This is a genomic window from Alkalicoccus luteus, assembly GCF_012034335.1.
Classification (GTDB): domain Bacteria; phylum Bacillota; class Bacilli; order Bacillales; family Salisediminibacteriaceae; genus Alkalicoccus; species Alkalicoccus luteus_A.
Map to the genome: position 1 here is coordinate 195634 of NZ_JAATHJ010000001.1, position 15682 is coordinate 211315.

Consider the following 15682-nt stretch of genomic DNA (forward strand, 5'->3'; position numbering starts at 1 on the left):
AGATCTTGCAGAGGTACGGTTATTTACCGGTAGGCGCTGATGTCGACAGACAAATTCTCTGCGAGCTTTTCCCCTAATGCAGGGCAGCCGCGGTAGAAATTGCAGATTTGCAGTAATTGCGTGTCTTCACGCACATCCTGCAGCGCATTCGTCAAGTTAGAGACGAGCGCCTCTTTGTCGGCATCAGAATAATGATCCCACACCTGCTGCGGCTGCAGAAAATCTGCTTGTTTCTCGATCGGAATCCTGCCTGCCGGTCCGGCAGCAGGAGCCACATGGTCGATTTGAGAACGATCCTCTTTTGGTGTTTCTTCATACCGGTTAGGCTCGTAGTTGACCGGATCTGTCGGCTGATTATCCGGCATAAAGCCGTCACGCTGATAATTCTGGACGTTCGCAAACGGGCAGTTGACCGGCAGCTGCAGGTAGTTGGGACCAATCCGGTAACGCTGCGTATCGGAGTAAGAGAAAAGCCGGCCCTGAAGCATTTTATCCTCAGAAGGTTCAATGCCGGGTACAAGAACACCTGGATTGAAGCCGACCGATTCCGTTTCAGCGAAATAGTTATCGACGTTTTTGTTTAGCTCCAACGTACCGACGTGATGGTATGGGAAATCCGATTCGAACCAGTCTTTCGTAGCATCCAGCGGATTAAACTCGTAGTTATCGACTTTTTCAGGATCGAGAAACTGCACGTAGAGGTCCCACTGCGGGAAGTCGCCGCGTTCAATCGCCTCGTATGCATCCATGGTGGCGTGATTGAAATCCTCTGCCTGAATCTCGGATGCATCAGACTCGGATAAGTTTTCAATTCCAAGCTTCGGCACCCACCGCAGCTTCACGTAGACGTACTCATCGTGTTCATTTACCCATTTGAACGCATGGACGCTGGAACCGCGCATATGCCGGTAGCTTTTGGGGATTCCTTCGTCCGAAAACAGGTGCATCAGCATATTAGTCGATTCCGGGGTCAGAGACATGAAGTCAAAGAAGCGGTCCGGATCCTGAATGTTCGTGCGCGGGTCAGGCTTCAGAGAATGAATCACATCAGGGAATTTCATAGCATCGCGAATAAAGAAAACAGGAAGGTTGTTGCCGACGAAGTCGTAGTTTCCTTCTTCCGTGTAAAATTTAACCGAAAATCCTCGTGGATCGCGCAGCGTTTCCGGCGAATGGTTGCCGTGAATCACGGTGGAGAAACGGGCAAAGACCGGTGTTTCTGTCCCTTCTTCCTGCAAGAAATGAGCCTTTGTATAGGGTTTCATGCTCGCAGCTGTGCGAAATGTTCCGTGTGCACCAAACCCGCGCGCGTGAACAACGCGCTCCGGAACACGCTCCCGGTCAAAGTGCGCCATTTTTTCGATCAGCTGATAATCCTCTAATAACGTCGGGCCGTTTTCGCCGGCCGTTCGCGAGTTTTGGTTATCCCGAATGGGAACTCCTTGACCAGTGGTTAGCTTCTTCATGCACAACACTCTCCTCAGCAAATTAGTTGCCAGCAGTCATCCAGGCGCTTGCGAATCCCGCAGCACTCATAACCCATTGCGGTGTCTGGAACCGGCATTTTCAGAACAACCGCGGCAAAAAATGCCCGGCCGGAGGTTCTGTTTACCTGTTCCAATTGAACGATTAATCAAAGAATGATTATGTACAGCTTCACAACGCAAGCGATCGGATTCGTCCGGCTTGTCAAAAGAACGCACGTTCTACATTTTCCCTGAGAAACGAAGGTACAAACGAGAATCAGCCTGATCCGTGAAAAAAGATCCAGGAAAGAAGCAATGCCGGAAAATCAGACAAAAAAACCGCCTGCCGGAATGAATCCGGACAGGCGGCTGGCATACAGCTGTTTATTTCTTAACGTCGAAACGGTCAGCGTCCATGATTTTCACCCATGCGTTGATGAAGTCGTTCACGAACTTCTTGTGGTTGTCATCCTGTGCGTAAACTTCAGATACGGCACGGAGTACAGAGTTTGAACCGAATACGAGGTCCACGCGTGTTGCCGTACGAACGACATTTCCGTTCTGACGGTCGCGTGCTTCATATACACCATTGTCAGCAGGAGCCCACTCCACGCCCATGTCCAGCAGATTCACGAAGAAATCATTCGTCAGCTGTCCTGGACGGCTTGTGAAGACGCCGTGCTTTGTTCCGCCGTGGTTTGCGCCAAGTGCGCGCATCCCGCCGACAAGGACCGTCATTTCCGGTGCAGTCAGGCCGAGAAGCTGTGCTTTATCAACCATGAGCTCTTCAGGGCTGACAGCGAATTCTTTGAGCTGGTAGTTGCGGAATGCATCTGCAACAGGCTCCAGAACTTCGAAGCTCTCCTGGTCGGTTTGCTCCTGAGTCGCGTCACCGCGGCCCGGAGTAAATGGCACCGTTACATCGAAGCCGGCATCCTTCGCAGCTTTTTCAATCGCCGCGTTACCGCCGAGAACGATCAGGTCAGCAAGGCTGATGTTGATGCTTGTTTCGTTCTTAATGCCTTCAAGAACATCAAGTACTTTCGCAAGCTGTTCCGGCTCATTTGCTGCCCAGTCTTTTTGAGGGGACAGGCGAACGCGGGCGCCATTGGCACCGCCGCGCATGTCAGAGCCGCGGAATGTGCTTGCAGAAGCCCAGGCGGTTTTCACGAGCTCGTCTACAGATAGACCGGAGTCAAGGATCTTACTCTTCAGCTCGTCGATTTCTGCATCTGTCAGGTCATAGTTGCCGCGAGGTACCGGATCCTGCCAGATAAAGTCTTCTTCCGGCACTTCCGGTCCGAGGTAGCGGTCTTTAGGACCCATGTCACGGTGAAGCAGCTTAAACCATGCAGATGCGAAGGCGTCAGCAAACTCATCCGGATTTTTGTGGAAACGACGGGAAATCTTCTCGTAGTCCGGATCCATACGCATCGCCATATCGGCAGTCGTCATCATGATCGTGCGCTTCTTCGAGGAATCTTCCGCGTCAGGCGCGTGGTCCTCATCCTTCAGCTCTTTCGGCTCCCACTGGTAGGCGCCGGCAGGGCTCTTTGTCAGCTCCCACTCATAGCCGAAGAGAACGTCAAAGTAGGACATATCCCACTTCGTTGGTGTTGGAGTCCAGGCACCTTCGATTCCACTTGTAATCGTGTAGGCACCGTTGCCTGTTTCGTGGCTGCTCTTCCAGCCAAAGCCCATGGATTCAACCGGAGCAGCTTCCGGAGCATCTTCAACGGATTCAGCCGGACCAGCGCCGTGTGCTTTACCAAACGTGTGACCGCCGGCAGTGAGTGCTACAGTTTCTTCATCGTTCATTCCCATACGCTTGAACGTTTCACGGATGTCTCGTCCGCTTCCGAGTGGATCCGGTTCGCCGTTTGGACCTTCCGGATTCACGTAAATAAGACCCATTTGAACGGCAGCAAGCGGATTTTCCAGCTCGCGGTCGCCTGAGTAGCGCTCATCGCCGAGCCACTCGGTTTCAGGACCCCAGTTCACGTCTTCTTCCGGATGCCAAATGTCAGGACGTCCTGCACCGAAGCCAAGCGTTTTACCGCCCATGGATTCAATCGCAACGTTTCCGGCAAGAACGAGCAGGTCAGCCCAGGAGATTTTGTTTCCGTACTTCTGCTTAATTGGCCAAAGCAGACGACGGGCCTTATCGAGGTTACCGTTGTCCGGCCAGCTGTTCAGCGGTGCGAAACGCTGGGAGCCGCTTCCGCCGCCTCCGCGTCCGTCGCCTGTACGGTAAGTACCGGCTGCATGCCAGGACATGCGGATAAAGAACGGGCCGTAGTGACCGTAGTCTGCAGGCCACCAGTCCTGACTGTCCGTCATAAGCTTGTGAAGGTCTTCCTTCATCGCTTTATAGTCGAGCTTCTGGAACTCTTCTGTGTAATCGAAGTCTTCGCCAAGAGGGTTGGTCTTCGTATCGTGCTGTGCAAGAATATCGAGGTTCAGCAGGTTCGGCCACCAGTCTTTGTTCTTCGTGCCGCCTGTCGGACTGCTTGTCGGAATACTTGCCGTCAAGCTCTGACCAGTAACCGGGCACTTGTCCATGTTTTCGTTGTTATCCATGTTCATAACTACCCCTTTCCATTTTTAGAAAAGATTCAGAGAGCGATTGTTCCTTCGCACATAAAAAGTGAGAAAGATACAATATTCATTCTCAGATTATAATTATAATAAATTATAAGCAAAATAAAAAGCGAAACGCTGAAAAATAATTCGTTTTGCTGATAAAAACGCGGCAGAGGTGATGGCTTAGAGGGTTTCAAACAGGGGAAGACAGCGATTCTCAACGGGTGAAGCTGATTCTCAGGCAGCCAGCTGCCAGAAGAAGCGAATCAAAATAAAAAAAATCAGCAGTCCGCCTGCACTGAAGAAAACAGTCCGGCCGATTTTTTGCTTCCGGGTCGGATTTTCCCGGCGCTTTTTCGTAAGCAGCTTCGGAAAGAAGAGTGCGGTAATGAGCGGCGCGGCAAACAAGCCGGTTGTGATGCCGAGCATGATCGGCCAGTCGGGTATACCCGCTTCCAAGAGAAACAAGGTTCCAATAGCCACAAGCGTCATGACAAGCGGGCGAAGCAGGAATATGTGCTGCTTTTCTCTACGAGTCAGCTCCATGTGAATACACCCCAATAGTCATAGTTCCCATTTTGGGAAAGAGATAAACGGGCTGATGAACATGTACATTACAAAAAAGCGTCCAGCGCTTCCGCTGGACAACTTAATTTACTGCTGTTGTATCCATTCAAATGCTTGTTTAACAGAACGGAAGGAGCGGAAGCTGGAAAGGCTTTGTTCCAATTTACGGGATTTCATAGCCGTTTCTGCTGTAATACCGGTCACGATCAGCTCAATGCCCTGAAGCTGGAGAACGCTGCCAAGACGGATGATGCTGTCAGCAACCCCTTCATCCTCCATCTGAAAGCCGGTTAAATCAAGAATGAGCGTGTCAATTCTGGCATCGGCAAGTCCGGTAGTCAGACGTTCAATGATCATATCAAGCCGCCGTTCATCGATCCGTCCGATCAGGGGCAGCACCGAGGCGCTGGATGTAATAGGTACGATCGGCGTAGAAAGAAGGTCCAGCTCTTTTTGAGAAGCATCGGCCCGCGACTGCTTGTTTTTTAAGTCGGTGATTTCCTTTTGAATGCCGACGAAATAATATTGCCCCTCATCTTCTACATAGACTGGATCGATATGAAGCAGATTCCAGAAGGGTGTTCCGTCTTTTCTATAGTTCAGGAGCTCCACCGTAAACGGATCTTTCTGCTCAATCGCACGACGCATGGAAGCGACTGCCCGGCGGTCGGTATCTGGTCCCTGAAGGAAACGACAGTTTTGGCCGATCACTTCTTCTTTTGTATATCCTGTTAGCTCAAAAAAACCATTGTTTGCGTATATAATAGGATTATCAGGCTGCTTCGGATCTGTAATGAGAAACACGTGCGACGTGTGATCCAAAATAATCTCTTTCAGTCTGTCGACGTTTGTCACAGTCGAATTCGCTCCTTCCGGAAGTGCATGTACTAATGTACAGAATACCTTTCGGGCACCTAACAATCAACCGATTTGCTATGTAAAACTGTTGGACCCAATATATAGAAAAAAGAGGTAAACAAACCGATAGGAGATAAGCAGATGCCAATCAATCCGTATGATGATCCGACATTTTATGACAGGCGCTATGACCATATTCAGATGGAGGCGGAGTTATTAAAAGGTGTCATTAGAGAGGGGAGCGTTGTGATAGACCTGGCCTGTGGAACTGGAAGAACGACTCTGCCTTTGGCACAAGCAGGGGCTATTGTAACAGGTATTGATATTAATCAGAGAATGCTGGGTCGTGCCGTTGAAAAAGCAGAAGCAGCAGGCATCAAAGCCTCATTTATTCAGCAGGATGCTGCTTCCTTTTCGCTTCCTCTTCATGCTGATTTTATTATTATGACAGGACACTCCTTTCAGCATCTCCTGACAGAAGTAGAGCATAACAGCCTGCTGGCAGCAGCTTTTCGCCATTTAAAGCCGGGAGGAAGCTTGTATTTCGATACACGGACCCCGCCTGGTTCCGGAACTGAGACTCAGATTGACGAAACGAGCGGCACACGCGAAGTTGACACGTACGATTCCCAAACAGGCATGCTCGTCTCCAGCTTGTACGACGCCGATGAGCGCCTGATAGAATCACTCACCATCCGCTACACGGAGCCGGAAAAACTGCGTCCGCTTCTCGAAAAAAATGGGTTTACAGATGTTCAGCTGAGGCAGCATTGGAGCAGCAAGCCTTATACGGGAACTGGAACAATCGTTGTTTATGCGCAGAAGCAGATACGAAAGGGGGTACTAACGTGATGGATCCGGACGTGCGAAAATGGTTTGACGACTCCTCTTACGGTACGAAGGAAGCGCGCTACGAAGCGTACACCATAATTATGGAGCGAACGAAGCAGGAAGTGGACTGGGCCTATGAAGTATGGGAGGAGCTGGTGGATGATCTGCACCATGCAGACCCGCACAGACGGGCCCGGGCCGGCCAGTATCTCGCTCAGCTGGCAATCAGCGATCCGGATCAGCGGATCATCGACATTTTCCCCGATCTTTGGAAGGTGACAAAAGATGAGAAGTTTGTGACAGCCCGTCATACGCTGCAAGCAGCCTGGAGAATTGGCTTGGCAGGGGAAGAACAGCGGAATACGCTGCTTGCTTACATGAAAGAACGCTTTGAAGAAGCGGAAAGCGAAAAGAATGGATCGCTTGTTCGCAGTGACATTATCGAGGGGCTGAAGCGGCTTTATCAGCATAGTAACGATGAACGCTCAGCTGAAACCGCCCGGATCCTGATCGCATCGCTGGATGATGGAAAAACGAAAAGGAAGTGCGAAAAAATCTGGAAAAGCTGATCATCATTTTAATGATTTGTATGAACGAACAGGAACCGTCTGCCGCTGGTGGACGGTTTTTTCCTATGTACAGCCGAAGATAAACAAGAGGGGTTGACATACCTTGTGGGGTATATTAATATAATTAACAGATACCCCGTAAGGTATATAACAAGGAGGAATGAAACGATGAGTGAAATGGTACAAGAGCAAATTTGGATGAATAAGAAAAACAGCGACAGCGTTTCCGCTGATGCAGGGTACGCGTATGGAAAAGCGGTGCCGAACCTGTTCGCACTATTTACAGCAGTCGCCGCTATCGGCTGGGCTGTCAGTGTTTTTCTGACGGGTATTCATTTCTGGGTGCTGCCGCTGCCGGCAGGGTTTGATGTGACAGGAACGCCGTGGGCGGTCATGACGAGTGAATGGGCTTATGTGATGGGCATTCCGCTTGCGATGCTTGGAGCTTTCTATTATCTGACGGTGCTTTTGTTCGCAGGCCTCTGGTATCACACGAAGCATCCGCTCGTCCTGAAGGTGCTTACCCCGATTACGATCGCAGGCGTTTTCTCATCCGCTTTTTTCGTTTACCTGCAGCTGTTCGTAATCGAAGCAATCTGCCCGTTCTGCATGGTTTCTGCTGCTGCAACGACGATCCTGCTGGGACTTGAACTGCTGATGCTGAAAATGAGCAAGCTTCCTTCCATTGGTGCGATGTTCAAAGACGTAAAGCTTGTATTCCATCGTCAGACACTGACGTGGATGCTGATCATGTTTGTTAGCTCGTCCGTCGTCATTCTAAGCTTCTGGCTCGCAACTGTTGTACCTGCGCCAGGAACATAAACCGGCGAAAAGCTGAAGCAGTGCCACTATATATAAAACGAGCAGCCTAATTAATAAGGGCTGCTCGTTTTATTTGTTACAGCTGGAACAAAAGCAGGTTTTCTGCTTTGCTCAGGCAGCAAGTTAATGTTAAAAACCTTCAGGCATTCCTACATGCTTGTCCTTCGTCAGCAGGGTACTGTTTGCAGCTTGAAACGGCCGAATGATTGGCAATAGCTGCCGAAAAAATGGCAGGATACAACAGAAATTCGGCAGAAAAAAGATAAAGTCTCCCAATATTGTAAGCGCTATCAATAGATGAGTGCTGTTTAAATAGTTGGCACGGGAATTGCATTATATACCTGTGCAGCATAAAAAAATACTAAGGGAGATGAAAAAATGGTAGCTGGTTTTTACATTCCAAGTGTCAATTTGATGGGTGTCGATGCAGTCAAGGAAGCAGGAGACAGGATGAAATCGATGGGGCTGACGCATGCACTGCTTGTAACAGATAAAGGGCTCGCAGATATGGGCGTCGCGGATGAGGTAGCAGAAGAAATTCGCAAATCCGACATCAGGGTAACGATTTATTCAGGATCAGAGCCAAATCCTACAGACGAAAATGTGGCACAGGGGCTGATTATGTATAACGATCACCAGTGTGATTCGATCGTTTCGCTTGGTGGAGGCAGTTCGCATGACTGTGCGAAGGGAATCGGTCTTGTTGCTTCCAATGGAGGTACCATCCATGACTACGAGGGAGTTGATCAATCAGCCTCGCCTTTACCTCCGCTTGTGGCGATTAATACCACATCCGGAACGGCAAGTGAAATGACCAGATTTTGTATTATTACAGATTCGGAAAGAAAGGTAAAGATGGCGATAGTAGATAAGCATACGACCCCGCTTATCTCGATTAATGACCCAAAGCTGACGCTTAAAAAACCAGCTTCTTTAACGGCAGCAACGGGCGTAGATGCCCTGACACATGCTGTAGAAGCATACGTATCTACTGATGCAACACCTATTACAGACGCATGCGCCCTGCAGGCGATGCGCCTGATCCGCTCCAATTTGCGCGCTGCGGTAGCTAATGGAGAGGACCTGGAAGCACGAAGCCAGATGTCGTATGCCCAGTTCCTGGCAGGGATGGCATTTAACAACGCATCACTCGGTTATGTGCATGCCATCGCTCATCAATTTGGCGGTATCTACAACCTGCCTCACGGGGTATGTAATGCGATTCTGCTTCCACACGTGGAGCGTTTTAATCTTATGTCGAAGCCGAAGCGGTTCCGGGATATCGCAGAAGCCTTAGGAGAATATACGGATGGTTTTTCCGACCGGGAAGCAGCTGAAAAAGCAATTGATGCGATTGTAACTCTTTGCCGTGATGTTGGTATTCCAGGAGGGTTTGCTGAACTTGGAGCAAAGGAGGAAGATATTGATATTCTGGCAGAAAATGCAATGAAAGATGCGTGCGCGCTCACAAATCCTCGCAAAGCGACATTGGACGAGGTAAAGGAGATCATCCGGGGCTCCTTTTATGAAACAAGTCCGCAGAAAGAAAAAGTTCACCAGTAACCAGACTGCTGACGGGCACATTCGTGTCCGTCTTCTAAGGGGGATTTGACATGATATATGCAGCGCCGGGACATCCGGATTCAATCGTTACGTTCAAAGAAAAATATGATAATTTTATAAATGGCAAATGGACCGCACCGGTTCACGGCGAGTACTTCGATGCTGTCACACCAGTGACAGGCCACGCATTTACAAAGGTGGCCCGTTCAACCAAAGAAGATGTGGAAGCAGCTCTCGATGCTGCTCATGCCGCTAAGCACACGTGGGGGAAAACATCGGTAACCGAGCGGTCTAATATGCTGTTGAAGATTGCACAGCGGATCGAAGAGAATCTGGAAATGCTCGCAGTTGCAGAGACCTGGGATAATGGCAAAGCTGTCAGAGAAACATTGAATGCAGATATGCCCCTTGCGGTCGATCACTTTCGTTATTTCGCTGGTGCGATTCGAGCGCAAGAGGGCATGCTCAGCCAGCTGGATGACGACACGGTGGCATATCACTTTCACGAGCCGGTCGGTGTTGTCGGCCAGATTATTCCCTGGAACTTCCCTATCTTAATGGCGGTATGGAAGCTTGCTCCGGCTCTTGCAACCGGTAACTGTGTGGTGCTAAAGCCAGCCGAGCAAACTCCGGTGTCAATTATGGTTCTCCTCGAACTAATCGAAGATCTGATTCCGCCTGGTGTGTTAAACGTTGTAAACGGATTTGGTGTCGAAGCGGGAAAACCGCTGGCATCCAATACTAGAATCGATAAAGTAGCCTTTACCGGTGAAACAACAACAGGACGACTGATTATGCAATACGCTTCAGAAAATCTGATTCCTGTAACGCTGGAACTCGGAGGAAAAAGCCCAAACGTTATTTTTGAAGATGTGATGGCCCAGGATGATGCTTACTTAGACAAGGCAGTAGAGGGATTTGTCATGTTTGCTCTGAATCAGGGGGAAGTGTGCACCTGTCCTTCACGTGCCCTTATTCAGGAATCGATTTATGACGCGTTTATGGAGAAGGCGATGGAAAGAGTAAAGCAGATCGGCATGGGGAATCCACTCGATACCGATACGATGATGGGAGCACAGGCTTCCTCCGAGCAGCTGGAAAAGATCATGTCTTATCTGGATATCGGAACGCAGGAGGGAGCTGAATGTCTGACAGGCGGCAGCCGCTACGAAGCTGAAGGAGATTTCAGCGAAGGCTACTACGTGCAGCCGACAGTGTTCAAAGGACATAACAAAATGCGGATTTTTCAGGAAGAGATTTTTGGTCCGGTACTGGCCGTCACCACATTTAAAGATGAGGCAGAGGCTCTGGAAATCGCTAACGATACGTTGTACGGCCTTGGTGCCGGAGTATGGACAAGGAGTATGAATACTGCTTACCGGATGGGACGCGGCATCCAGGCCGGCCGAGTATGGACCAACTGTTACCATGCGTATCCTGCTCATGCTGCCTTTGGTGGCTACAAGCGATCCGGTATCGGCCGGGAAAATCATCGCATGATGCTGGATCATTACCAGCAGACTAAAAATCTGCTTGTCAGCTACAGTGAAAACGCACTTGGATTCTTTTAAAGGCGTCGTATGCCACTACCTTTTGACAGGAGGACGATGAAATGGAAGATATTCTGTATAAGAAATCCCATTTTTCAAGACTTGGGGAGTTAAAAGAACATGCACCGCAGGCTTTTGAAGCGTTTGTTCAATTCGATCAGCAGGCGCTGGCACCTGGGGCACTTTCTCGAAAACAAAAGGAATTAATTGCAGTAGCGGCGGCTCATATCACCGGCTGTCCATACTGCATTGACTTGCATACAGCGCAGGTTAAAGAGGCGGGAGCCTCTATAGAGGAAGTCAGCGAGGCGATTTTTGTAGCGACAGCATTAAAGGCAGGATCAGCCCTGGCTCACAGTGTGAATGCAATGAACAGTTATGATGAGGCTTAATGAATAGATAGGAATCAGCCCCTGCGCTACTCTGACAGGGGCTTTAAATATGCATGAAGTTCCACAGATGTTTTGAGGCGCTCTTTATGGTTATGGAGAGAGCCTTTTATTTTTCGTGCACGATGTAGCGCAATTTCCGGGGCGTGGTTTTTAACAGAGACGCAGCGTTGGTTCTGCTTCCGCGGGCTTTTTGAAGTGCTTTGTCTGCAAATGCAGCTCCGGCTGTGCGTTCAATTTCTCTGCTGATTTTCAAGATGTCTTCAAGAGCGGGGAGCTCTTCCTGTTCATAAAGAGACAGTAGATGATTGGTCAATTCCTTTACTGTGTCGGGGAAAGAGGCAGGCTCTTTTGTCTCTGCTGCATGGTTCAGCGTCTGAGAAACCGGAAGCTGCAGGTGACGTGGTTCAACTTCAACTGAAGTATCTTCCATAGATAAGACAGCGCGGGTGAGGACATTTTGAAGCTCGCGCATATTACCCGGCCATTCATAGGTTTGAAGCAGCAGTAAGGCTTTTGTGGAAATTGAAAGTGCAGGATTGAGCTCTTCCATCATATGTGCAGCGATCAAGGGTAAATCATCCATGCGGTCCCTGAGAGGAGGAAGGGTCATATGAATGACGTGAAGACGGTAATACAAATCCTCTCTAAATCGTTTCTCCTGTACTTCCTGAAGCAGGTTTTTGTGCGTAGCTGCGATGATTCTGGCTCTCGTCTTACGAGTTTTTTCTCCGCCTACCTGCATAAATTCCCGTGTTTCCAGTACTCGCAGCAGTTTCACCTGAATCGCAGGTGAGGCTTCGGCTATTTCGTCCAGGAAAAGCGTACCGTCGGCTGCGACCTCAAACAATCCTTTTCGATCACTGTGAGCACCAGTAAATGCCCCCTTTACGTGACCGAACAATTCGCTTTCTAAAAGTGTTTCAGATAGAGCTCCGCAGTTAATCGCAGTAAAGGGAGCAGAAGATCGTTCGCTTTCCTGATGAATAAACCGGGCGAGAACCTCTTTTCCAGTCCCGGTCTCCCCATTAAGCATGAGTGTGACGGACTTGGATGCAAGCTTTTGCGCCAAGCGGAAAAGCTGAACCGTCTGCTTGTCTCTTCCAATGATTGCCCCCGCCTGACGAGCATTCTCTATGACGGCATCTTTCGTTTCTCCGGAGTCTGAAGCAAGAAACCGGTCGAGCTGCCTTTCCAGCTCATCCAGCTCGGCAAAAGGCTTTTCAATAAAGTCATCTGCTCCGCGTTTGATTGCTTCAACAGCGGTATCAATCGTAGCATATCCAGTCATAATCACAGTTTTACAGGTGGGCTGAGCTTTCTTTATGTGAAGCAGCAAATCCAATCCGTTCGTATCGGGAAGCCGGATATCAATCAAAGCAAGCTTTAACGGATTTTGATGCAGCACTTGCTCTGCCTGTTCGCCGTTTGTACAGCTTAGTACTTTATACGGTCGCGGGCGCAGCAGGTAGTGCAGAAATGTACCAACTTCTTTCTCGTCGTCAACAATTAATATCGATTCAGTCATGATGCTCCTCCCTTTCTGCAGGAAGCGTTAATTGAAATGTGCTGCCTTCAGCGGAAGATTGTACAACACGCAGTGTTCCTCCGTGTTCCTTAGCAATGCCAAGGCTTACCGACAGCCCGAGCCCCGTTCCTTTGGACACCTCTTTCGTCGTAAAGAATGGAAAAAAGATCGATTCAATGCGGTCAGGCGGGATCCCTCCTGCATTGTCGGTAACCGTAACATGCAGCTCATCATTTTTTTCAAAAGTGCGGAGGGTAAGTCTTTTTTCAGAAACGGTGCTTTCCTCGAGTGCGTCACGTGCATTCATCAGCAAATTAATGATAATTTGCTCAATTTCCTGGCTGTTGCCGTGAAAGTCAGGCAGTGAAGGCGCAAAATCAGTTTCAATATGAATCTGGCTGCGCTCAATCTGATAATAAAGCAAAGACAAAGCTTGTTGAACAGCATGATTTAAGCTCGTGGAGGTCATCGTATATTCATCCTGCCTGGCAAAGGTCAGTAAATTACGGACAATGTTACGACACCGGTCTCCGCAGTTTTTAATATCAGTTAGCAGCTGATGTTCAGGACTTTCTGTCTGCGTATCCCTCAGTAGAAGCTGGGAATTGCCAATGACCGCAGTCAATGGACTGTTCAGCTCATGAGCGACCCCGGCAGCCATCTCGCCCATAGCAGCCATTTTTCCGGACTGGATTAACTGTGCCTCAAGCTGCAGCTGCTCTGTCCGGTCTTTGATGGAAAAGACTATTCCGGAAACGCCGTTCTCAGCATGAGGGACGGGGGCAGACGACACATCGCATACGCGTTCCTGAATCGTCAGCCGCTCATCAAGCCGCTGGGCAAGTCGTGTCTCGACACGTACGTGCGAAAAGAGCTGCGTGATGTGAACAGGCTTTTTATCCGGAACGGACTGTAAAAGCATGTCTGCCGCAGCAGGATTCGTGCGTGTAACGAATCCTTCTTGATCAGTGATAATGAGCATGTCCTGGACTGCGCTGAATGAAGCCTCCCATTCTTGTTTACCTTTAAGCACCTGCGTGTAAAGCCGGCTGTTCTCAATATGTACGGCAAGCTGATCGGCGAGCTGCTGGAGAAAAGGAAGGTCCAGCGTTTCGCTCTCAACGGCTTCTTTGCCTGCAATATTCAAAACACCGAGAGTGGTGCCGCGGCTGTACAGCGGCAAAGATACCGTGAAAATAAGATCGAGTGCTTCGAATGCACGCTTCTCCGCATACTTTGATGGCATGTCAGCGACGAGCATGTGAACTGGAGTCCGGGCATGAACGGCTTCCCAATAGACAGAGGCGCCTTTGGTAAACGTGGTTCCAACCGGAAAAACTTCGGTGTCGGGCGGGTATACTTGTGTCAACTGGAGGCTGTCATCATATAAAAGACTCAGCGAAATGCGTGCAACTGGATACAGCTGATCGAGGCTCTGCAATACCATCTCCAGCATTTCTTCCATTGGCATTGCAACGTGAAAGCCTTTCGTCACATTGTTGATCATAGACAGCTTGGTATTTTTATTTTCCAGAGCTGAAACGGTCTGCTTAAGCTCCGAGTAATAATTATTTTTAGAGGAGTTGACTCCCGTCAGACTGTCGATCAGCGCTTGTTTATTTTGCATTTTACGCCTCCTTAATAGGCTTCATGCAGAATGTCCAGCACATCCTGTTTGGTGATATCTCGAGGATTTGTGACCATGCAGGCGTCTTCCATTGCCATATCTGCTATGACGGAGAAATCTTCCCGTTCGACTCCAATATCAGCTAACCGCTGGGGAGCTCGTACATCCGCTCCGAGCTTGGTAACAAGTTCTACAGCAAGAAGTGCACATTCATCGGCAGTGCGGTGTGCAGTAGTAATTCCCATCTGTTCTGCAATTTGCTTAAACCGTTCTGGAGCTGCAATCCTGTTGAAGTTCATCACATGCGGAAGCAGAATCGAGTTAATATCACCATGCGCGAGAGAAAGACGACCGCCGATCGCATGAGAAATGGCGTGTACGGCTCCGAGAATAGCATTGGAGAATGCAAGTCCTGCCTGCAGACTGGCCATTGCCATCTGCTCTTTGGCGTATACGTTCGATTTAGCAGCGACGGATGGTCGTAGATAATAGGAAACAAGTTTGATGGCATGGAGCGCCTGAACATCTGTCAGCGGTGTAGCTGCCAGGCTTACAAATGATTCAATCGCATGGCTTAATACATCCATACCGGTAGATGCGGTCAGACTGCTGCTTTTGGTGGAGAGAAGAACAGGATCAATAATCGCAATGTCCGGAATCAGCGATTTAGATACAATCGTCATTTTCTTGCGTCGTTTCGAATCAATAATAATGGAGAATTGAGATACCTCCGATCCGGAACCAGCGGTTGTGGTCACCATTACGAGAGGCGGCAGCGGCTTTGCGATCAAATCGACACCTTCATAGTCAGCAATTCGTCCCCCGTTTGTTGCGAGGATGGATATCCCTTTCGCAACATCCAGTGCACTGCCTCCGCCTAATCCGAGTACAGCATCACAGCCTGCCTGTTTATAGGCGTCGACTCCCTGTTCTACTTCTACATCACGCGGATTAATACCGGCACCGTAAAAGCGAGAATAGGGAAGGTCGATATCTTCACAGCATTGTTCAATCTTGTTGGTCCAACCGGATTCCTGCAGTCCGGGGTCGCTTACAATTAATACGCGTTTAGCACCAAGCCGCAGACAGCTCTCGCCGGATTTTTCAAGTGCCCCGTTGCCAAAAATAATTTCAGGTGTCATGTATTTATACATACAGAGGTCCCCTCATTTCGTCAGGCATTTTCATGTATCAGAATCAAGTAATGCTTATTTGTTTCCATAAGAAATGGATAAACTCCTTCCTGCTTACAGAAAGTCCAGGCTCGAAATAGATAATTAAGAGGAAGTGCCCACGGAAAAAGAGTTTCATGCTACTGTATAAGGTAAA

Annotated in this window: 13 protein-coding genes; 6 read left to right on the top strand and 7 right to left on the bottom strand. The window is 49.2% G+C overall.

Features of this window, described 5'->3' with window-relative positions; all coding sequences use genetic code 11:
- Positions 1-23: 23 nt before the first annotated feature.
- The 4 genes from HCN83_RS01050 to HCN83_RS01065 all read right to left on the bottom strand — a co-directional run bounded on the left by HCN83_RS01050 (position 24) and on the right by HCN83_RS01065 (position 5471).
- The gene (locus tag HCN83_RS01050) at positions 24-1466 is read right to left on the bottom strand and encodes a catalase (protein WP_205774437.1); all 1443 of its coding nucleotides are present in this window, start codon (positions 1464-1466) and stop codon (positions 24-26) included.
- A 384-nt stretch (positions 1467-1850) separates the two neighbouring features.
- A complete protein-coding gene (gene katG / locus HCN83_RS01055) occupies positions 1851-4052 on the bottom strand; it encodes a catalase/peroxidase HPI (RefSeq protein ID WP_425483575.1) in 2202 nt (733 codons plus the stop codon).
- 234 nt (positions 4053-4286) lie between these two features.
- Positions 4287-4595, bottom strand: a complete 309-nt coding sequence (locus HCN83_RS01060) for a hypothetical protein (RefSeq protein ID WP_168004441.1) — start codon at positions 4593-4595, stop codon at positions 4287-4289.
- Between the two features lie 108 nt (positions 4596-4703).
- Complete coding sequence (locus HCN83_RS01065; RefSeq protein ID WP_168004442.1) at positions 4704-5471, bottom strand: PAS domain-containing protein; 768 nt, start codon at positions 5469-5471, stop codon at positions 4704-4706.
- 144 nt (positions 5472-5615) lie between these two features.
- On the opposite strand from HCN83_RS01065, the gene HCN83_RS01070 reads away from it, so the two are divergent.
- From HCN83_RS01070 to HCN83_RS01095, 6 genes are all read left to right on the top strand, one after another.
- Positions 5616-6326, top strand: a complete 711-nt coding sequence (locus HCN83_RS01070; protein WP_168004443.1) for a class I SAM-dependent methyltransferase — start codon at positions 5616-5618, stop codon at positions 6324-6326.
- Entirely contained in the window at positions 6326-6874 is a 549-nt protein-coding gene (locus tag HCN83_RS01075; protein ID WP_168004554.1) for a hypothetical protein, read from the top strand. The genes HCN83_RS01070 and HCN83_RS01075 overlap by 1 nt, the downstream gene beginning before the upstream one ends.
- 168 nt (positions 6875-7042) lie before the next feature.
- Positions 7043-7696, top strand: coding sequence for a vitamin K epoxide reductase family protein (locus HCN83_RS01080; RefSeq protein ID WP_168004444.1), 654 nt, complete (start codon positions 7043-7045; stop codon positions 7694-7696).
- 378 nt (positions 7697-8074) lie between these two features.
- Positions 8075-9259, top strand: a complete 1185-nt coding sequence (locus HCN83_RS01085; RefSeq protein ID WP_168004445.1) for an iron-containing alcohol dehydrogenase — start codon at positions 8075-8077, stop codon at positions 9257-9259.
- A gap of 50 nt (positions 9260-9309) precedes the next feature.
- The gene (adh, locus tag HCN83_RS01090; protein ID WP_168004446.1) at positions 9310-10830 is read left to right on the top strand and encodes an aldehyde dehydrogenase; all 1521 of its coding nucleotides are present in this window, start codon (positions 9310-9312) and stop codon (positions 10828-10830) included.
- 41 nt (positions 10831-10871) lie between these two features.
- On the top strand, positions 10872-11201 hold the full coding sequence (locus HCN83_RS01095; protein WP_168004447.1) for a carboxymuconolactone decarboxylase family protein: 330 nt from the start codon (positions 10872-10874) through the stop codon (positions 11199-11201).
- Between the two features lie 106 nt (positions 11202-11307).
- Here HCN83_RS01095 and HCN83_RS01100 read toward each other — a convergent pair whose 3' ends face one another.
- Genes HCN83_RS01100 through HCN83_RS01110 form a run of 3 tightly spaced genes read right to left on the bottom strand, consistent with a single transcriptional unit; the run spans position 11308 to position 15507 of the window.
- Positions 11308-12726, bottom strand: a complete 1419-nt coding sequence (locus HCN83_RS01100; protein WP_168004448.1) for a sigma-54-dependent transcriptional regulator — start codon at positions 12724-12726, stop codon at positions 11308-11310.
- A complete protein-coding gene (locus tag HCN83_RS01105; RefSeq protein WP_168004449.1) occupies positions 12719-14353 on the bottom strand; it encodes an ATP-binding protein in 1635 nt (544 codons plus the stop codon). The genes HCN83_RS01100 and HCN83_RS01105 overlap by 8 nt, the downstream gene beginning before the upstream one ends.
- Positions 14354-14364: 11 nt before the next feature.
- Positions 14365-15507 carry an iron-containing alcohol dehydrogenase gene (locus HCN83_RS01110; protein WP_168004450.1) on the bottom strand — a complete coding sequence of 381 codons (1143 nt, stop codon included), beginning with the start codon at positions 15505-15507 and terminating at the stop codon, positions 14365-14367.
- Positions 15508-15682: the final 175 nt, after the last annotated feature.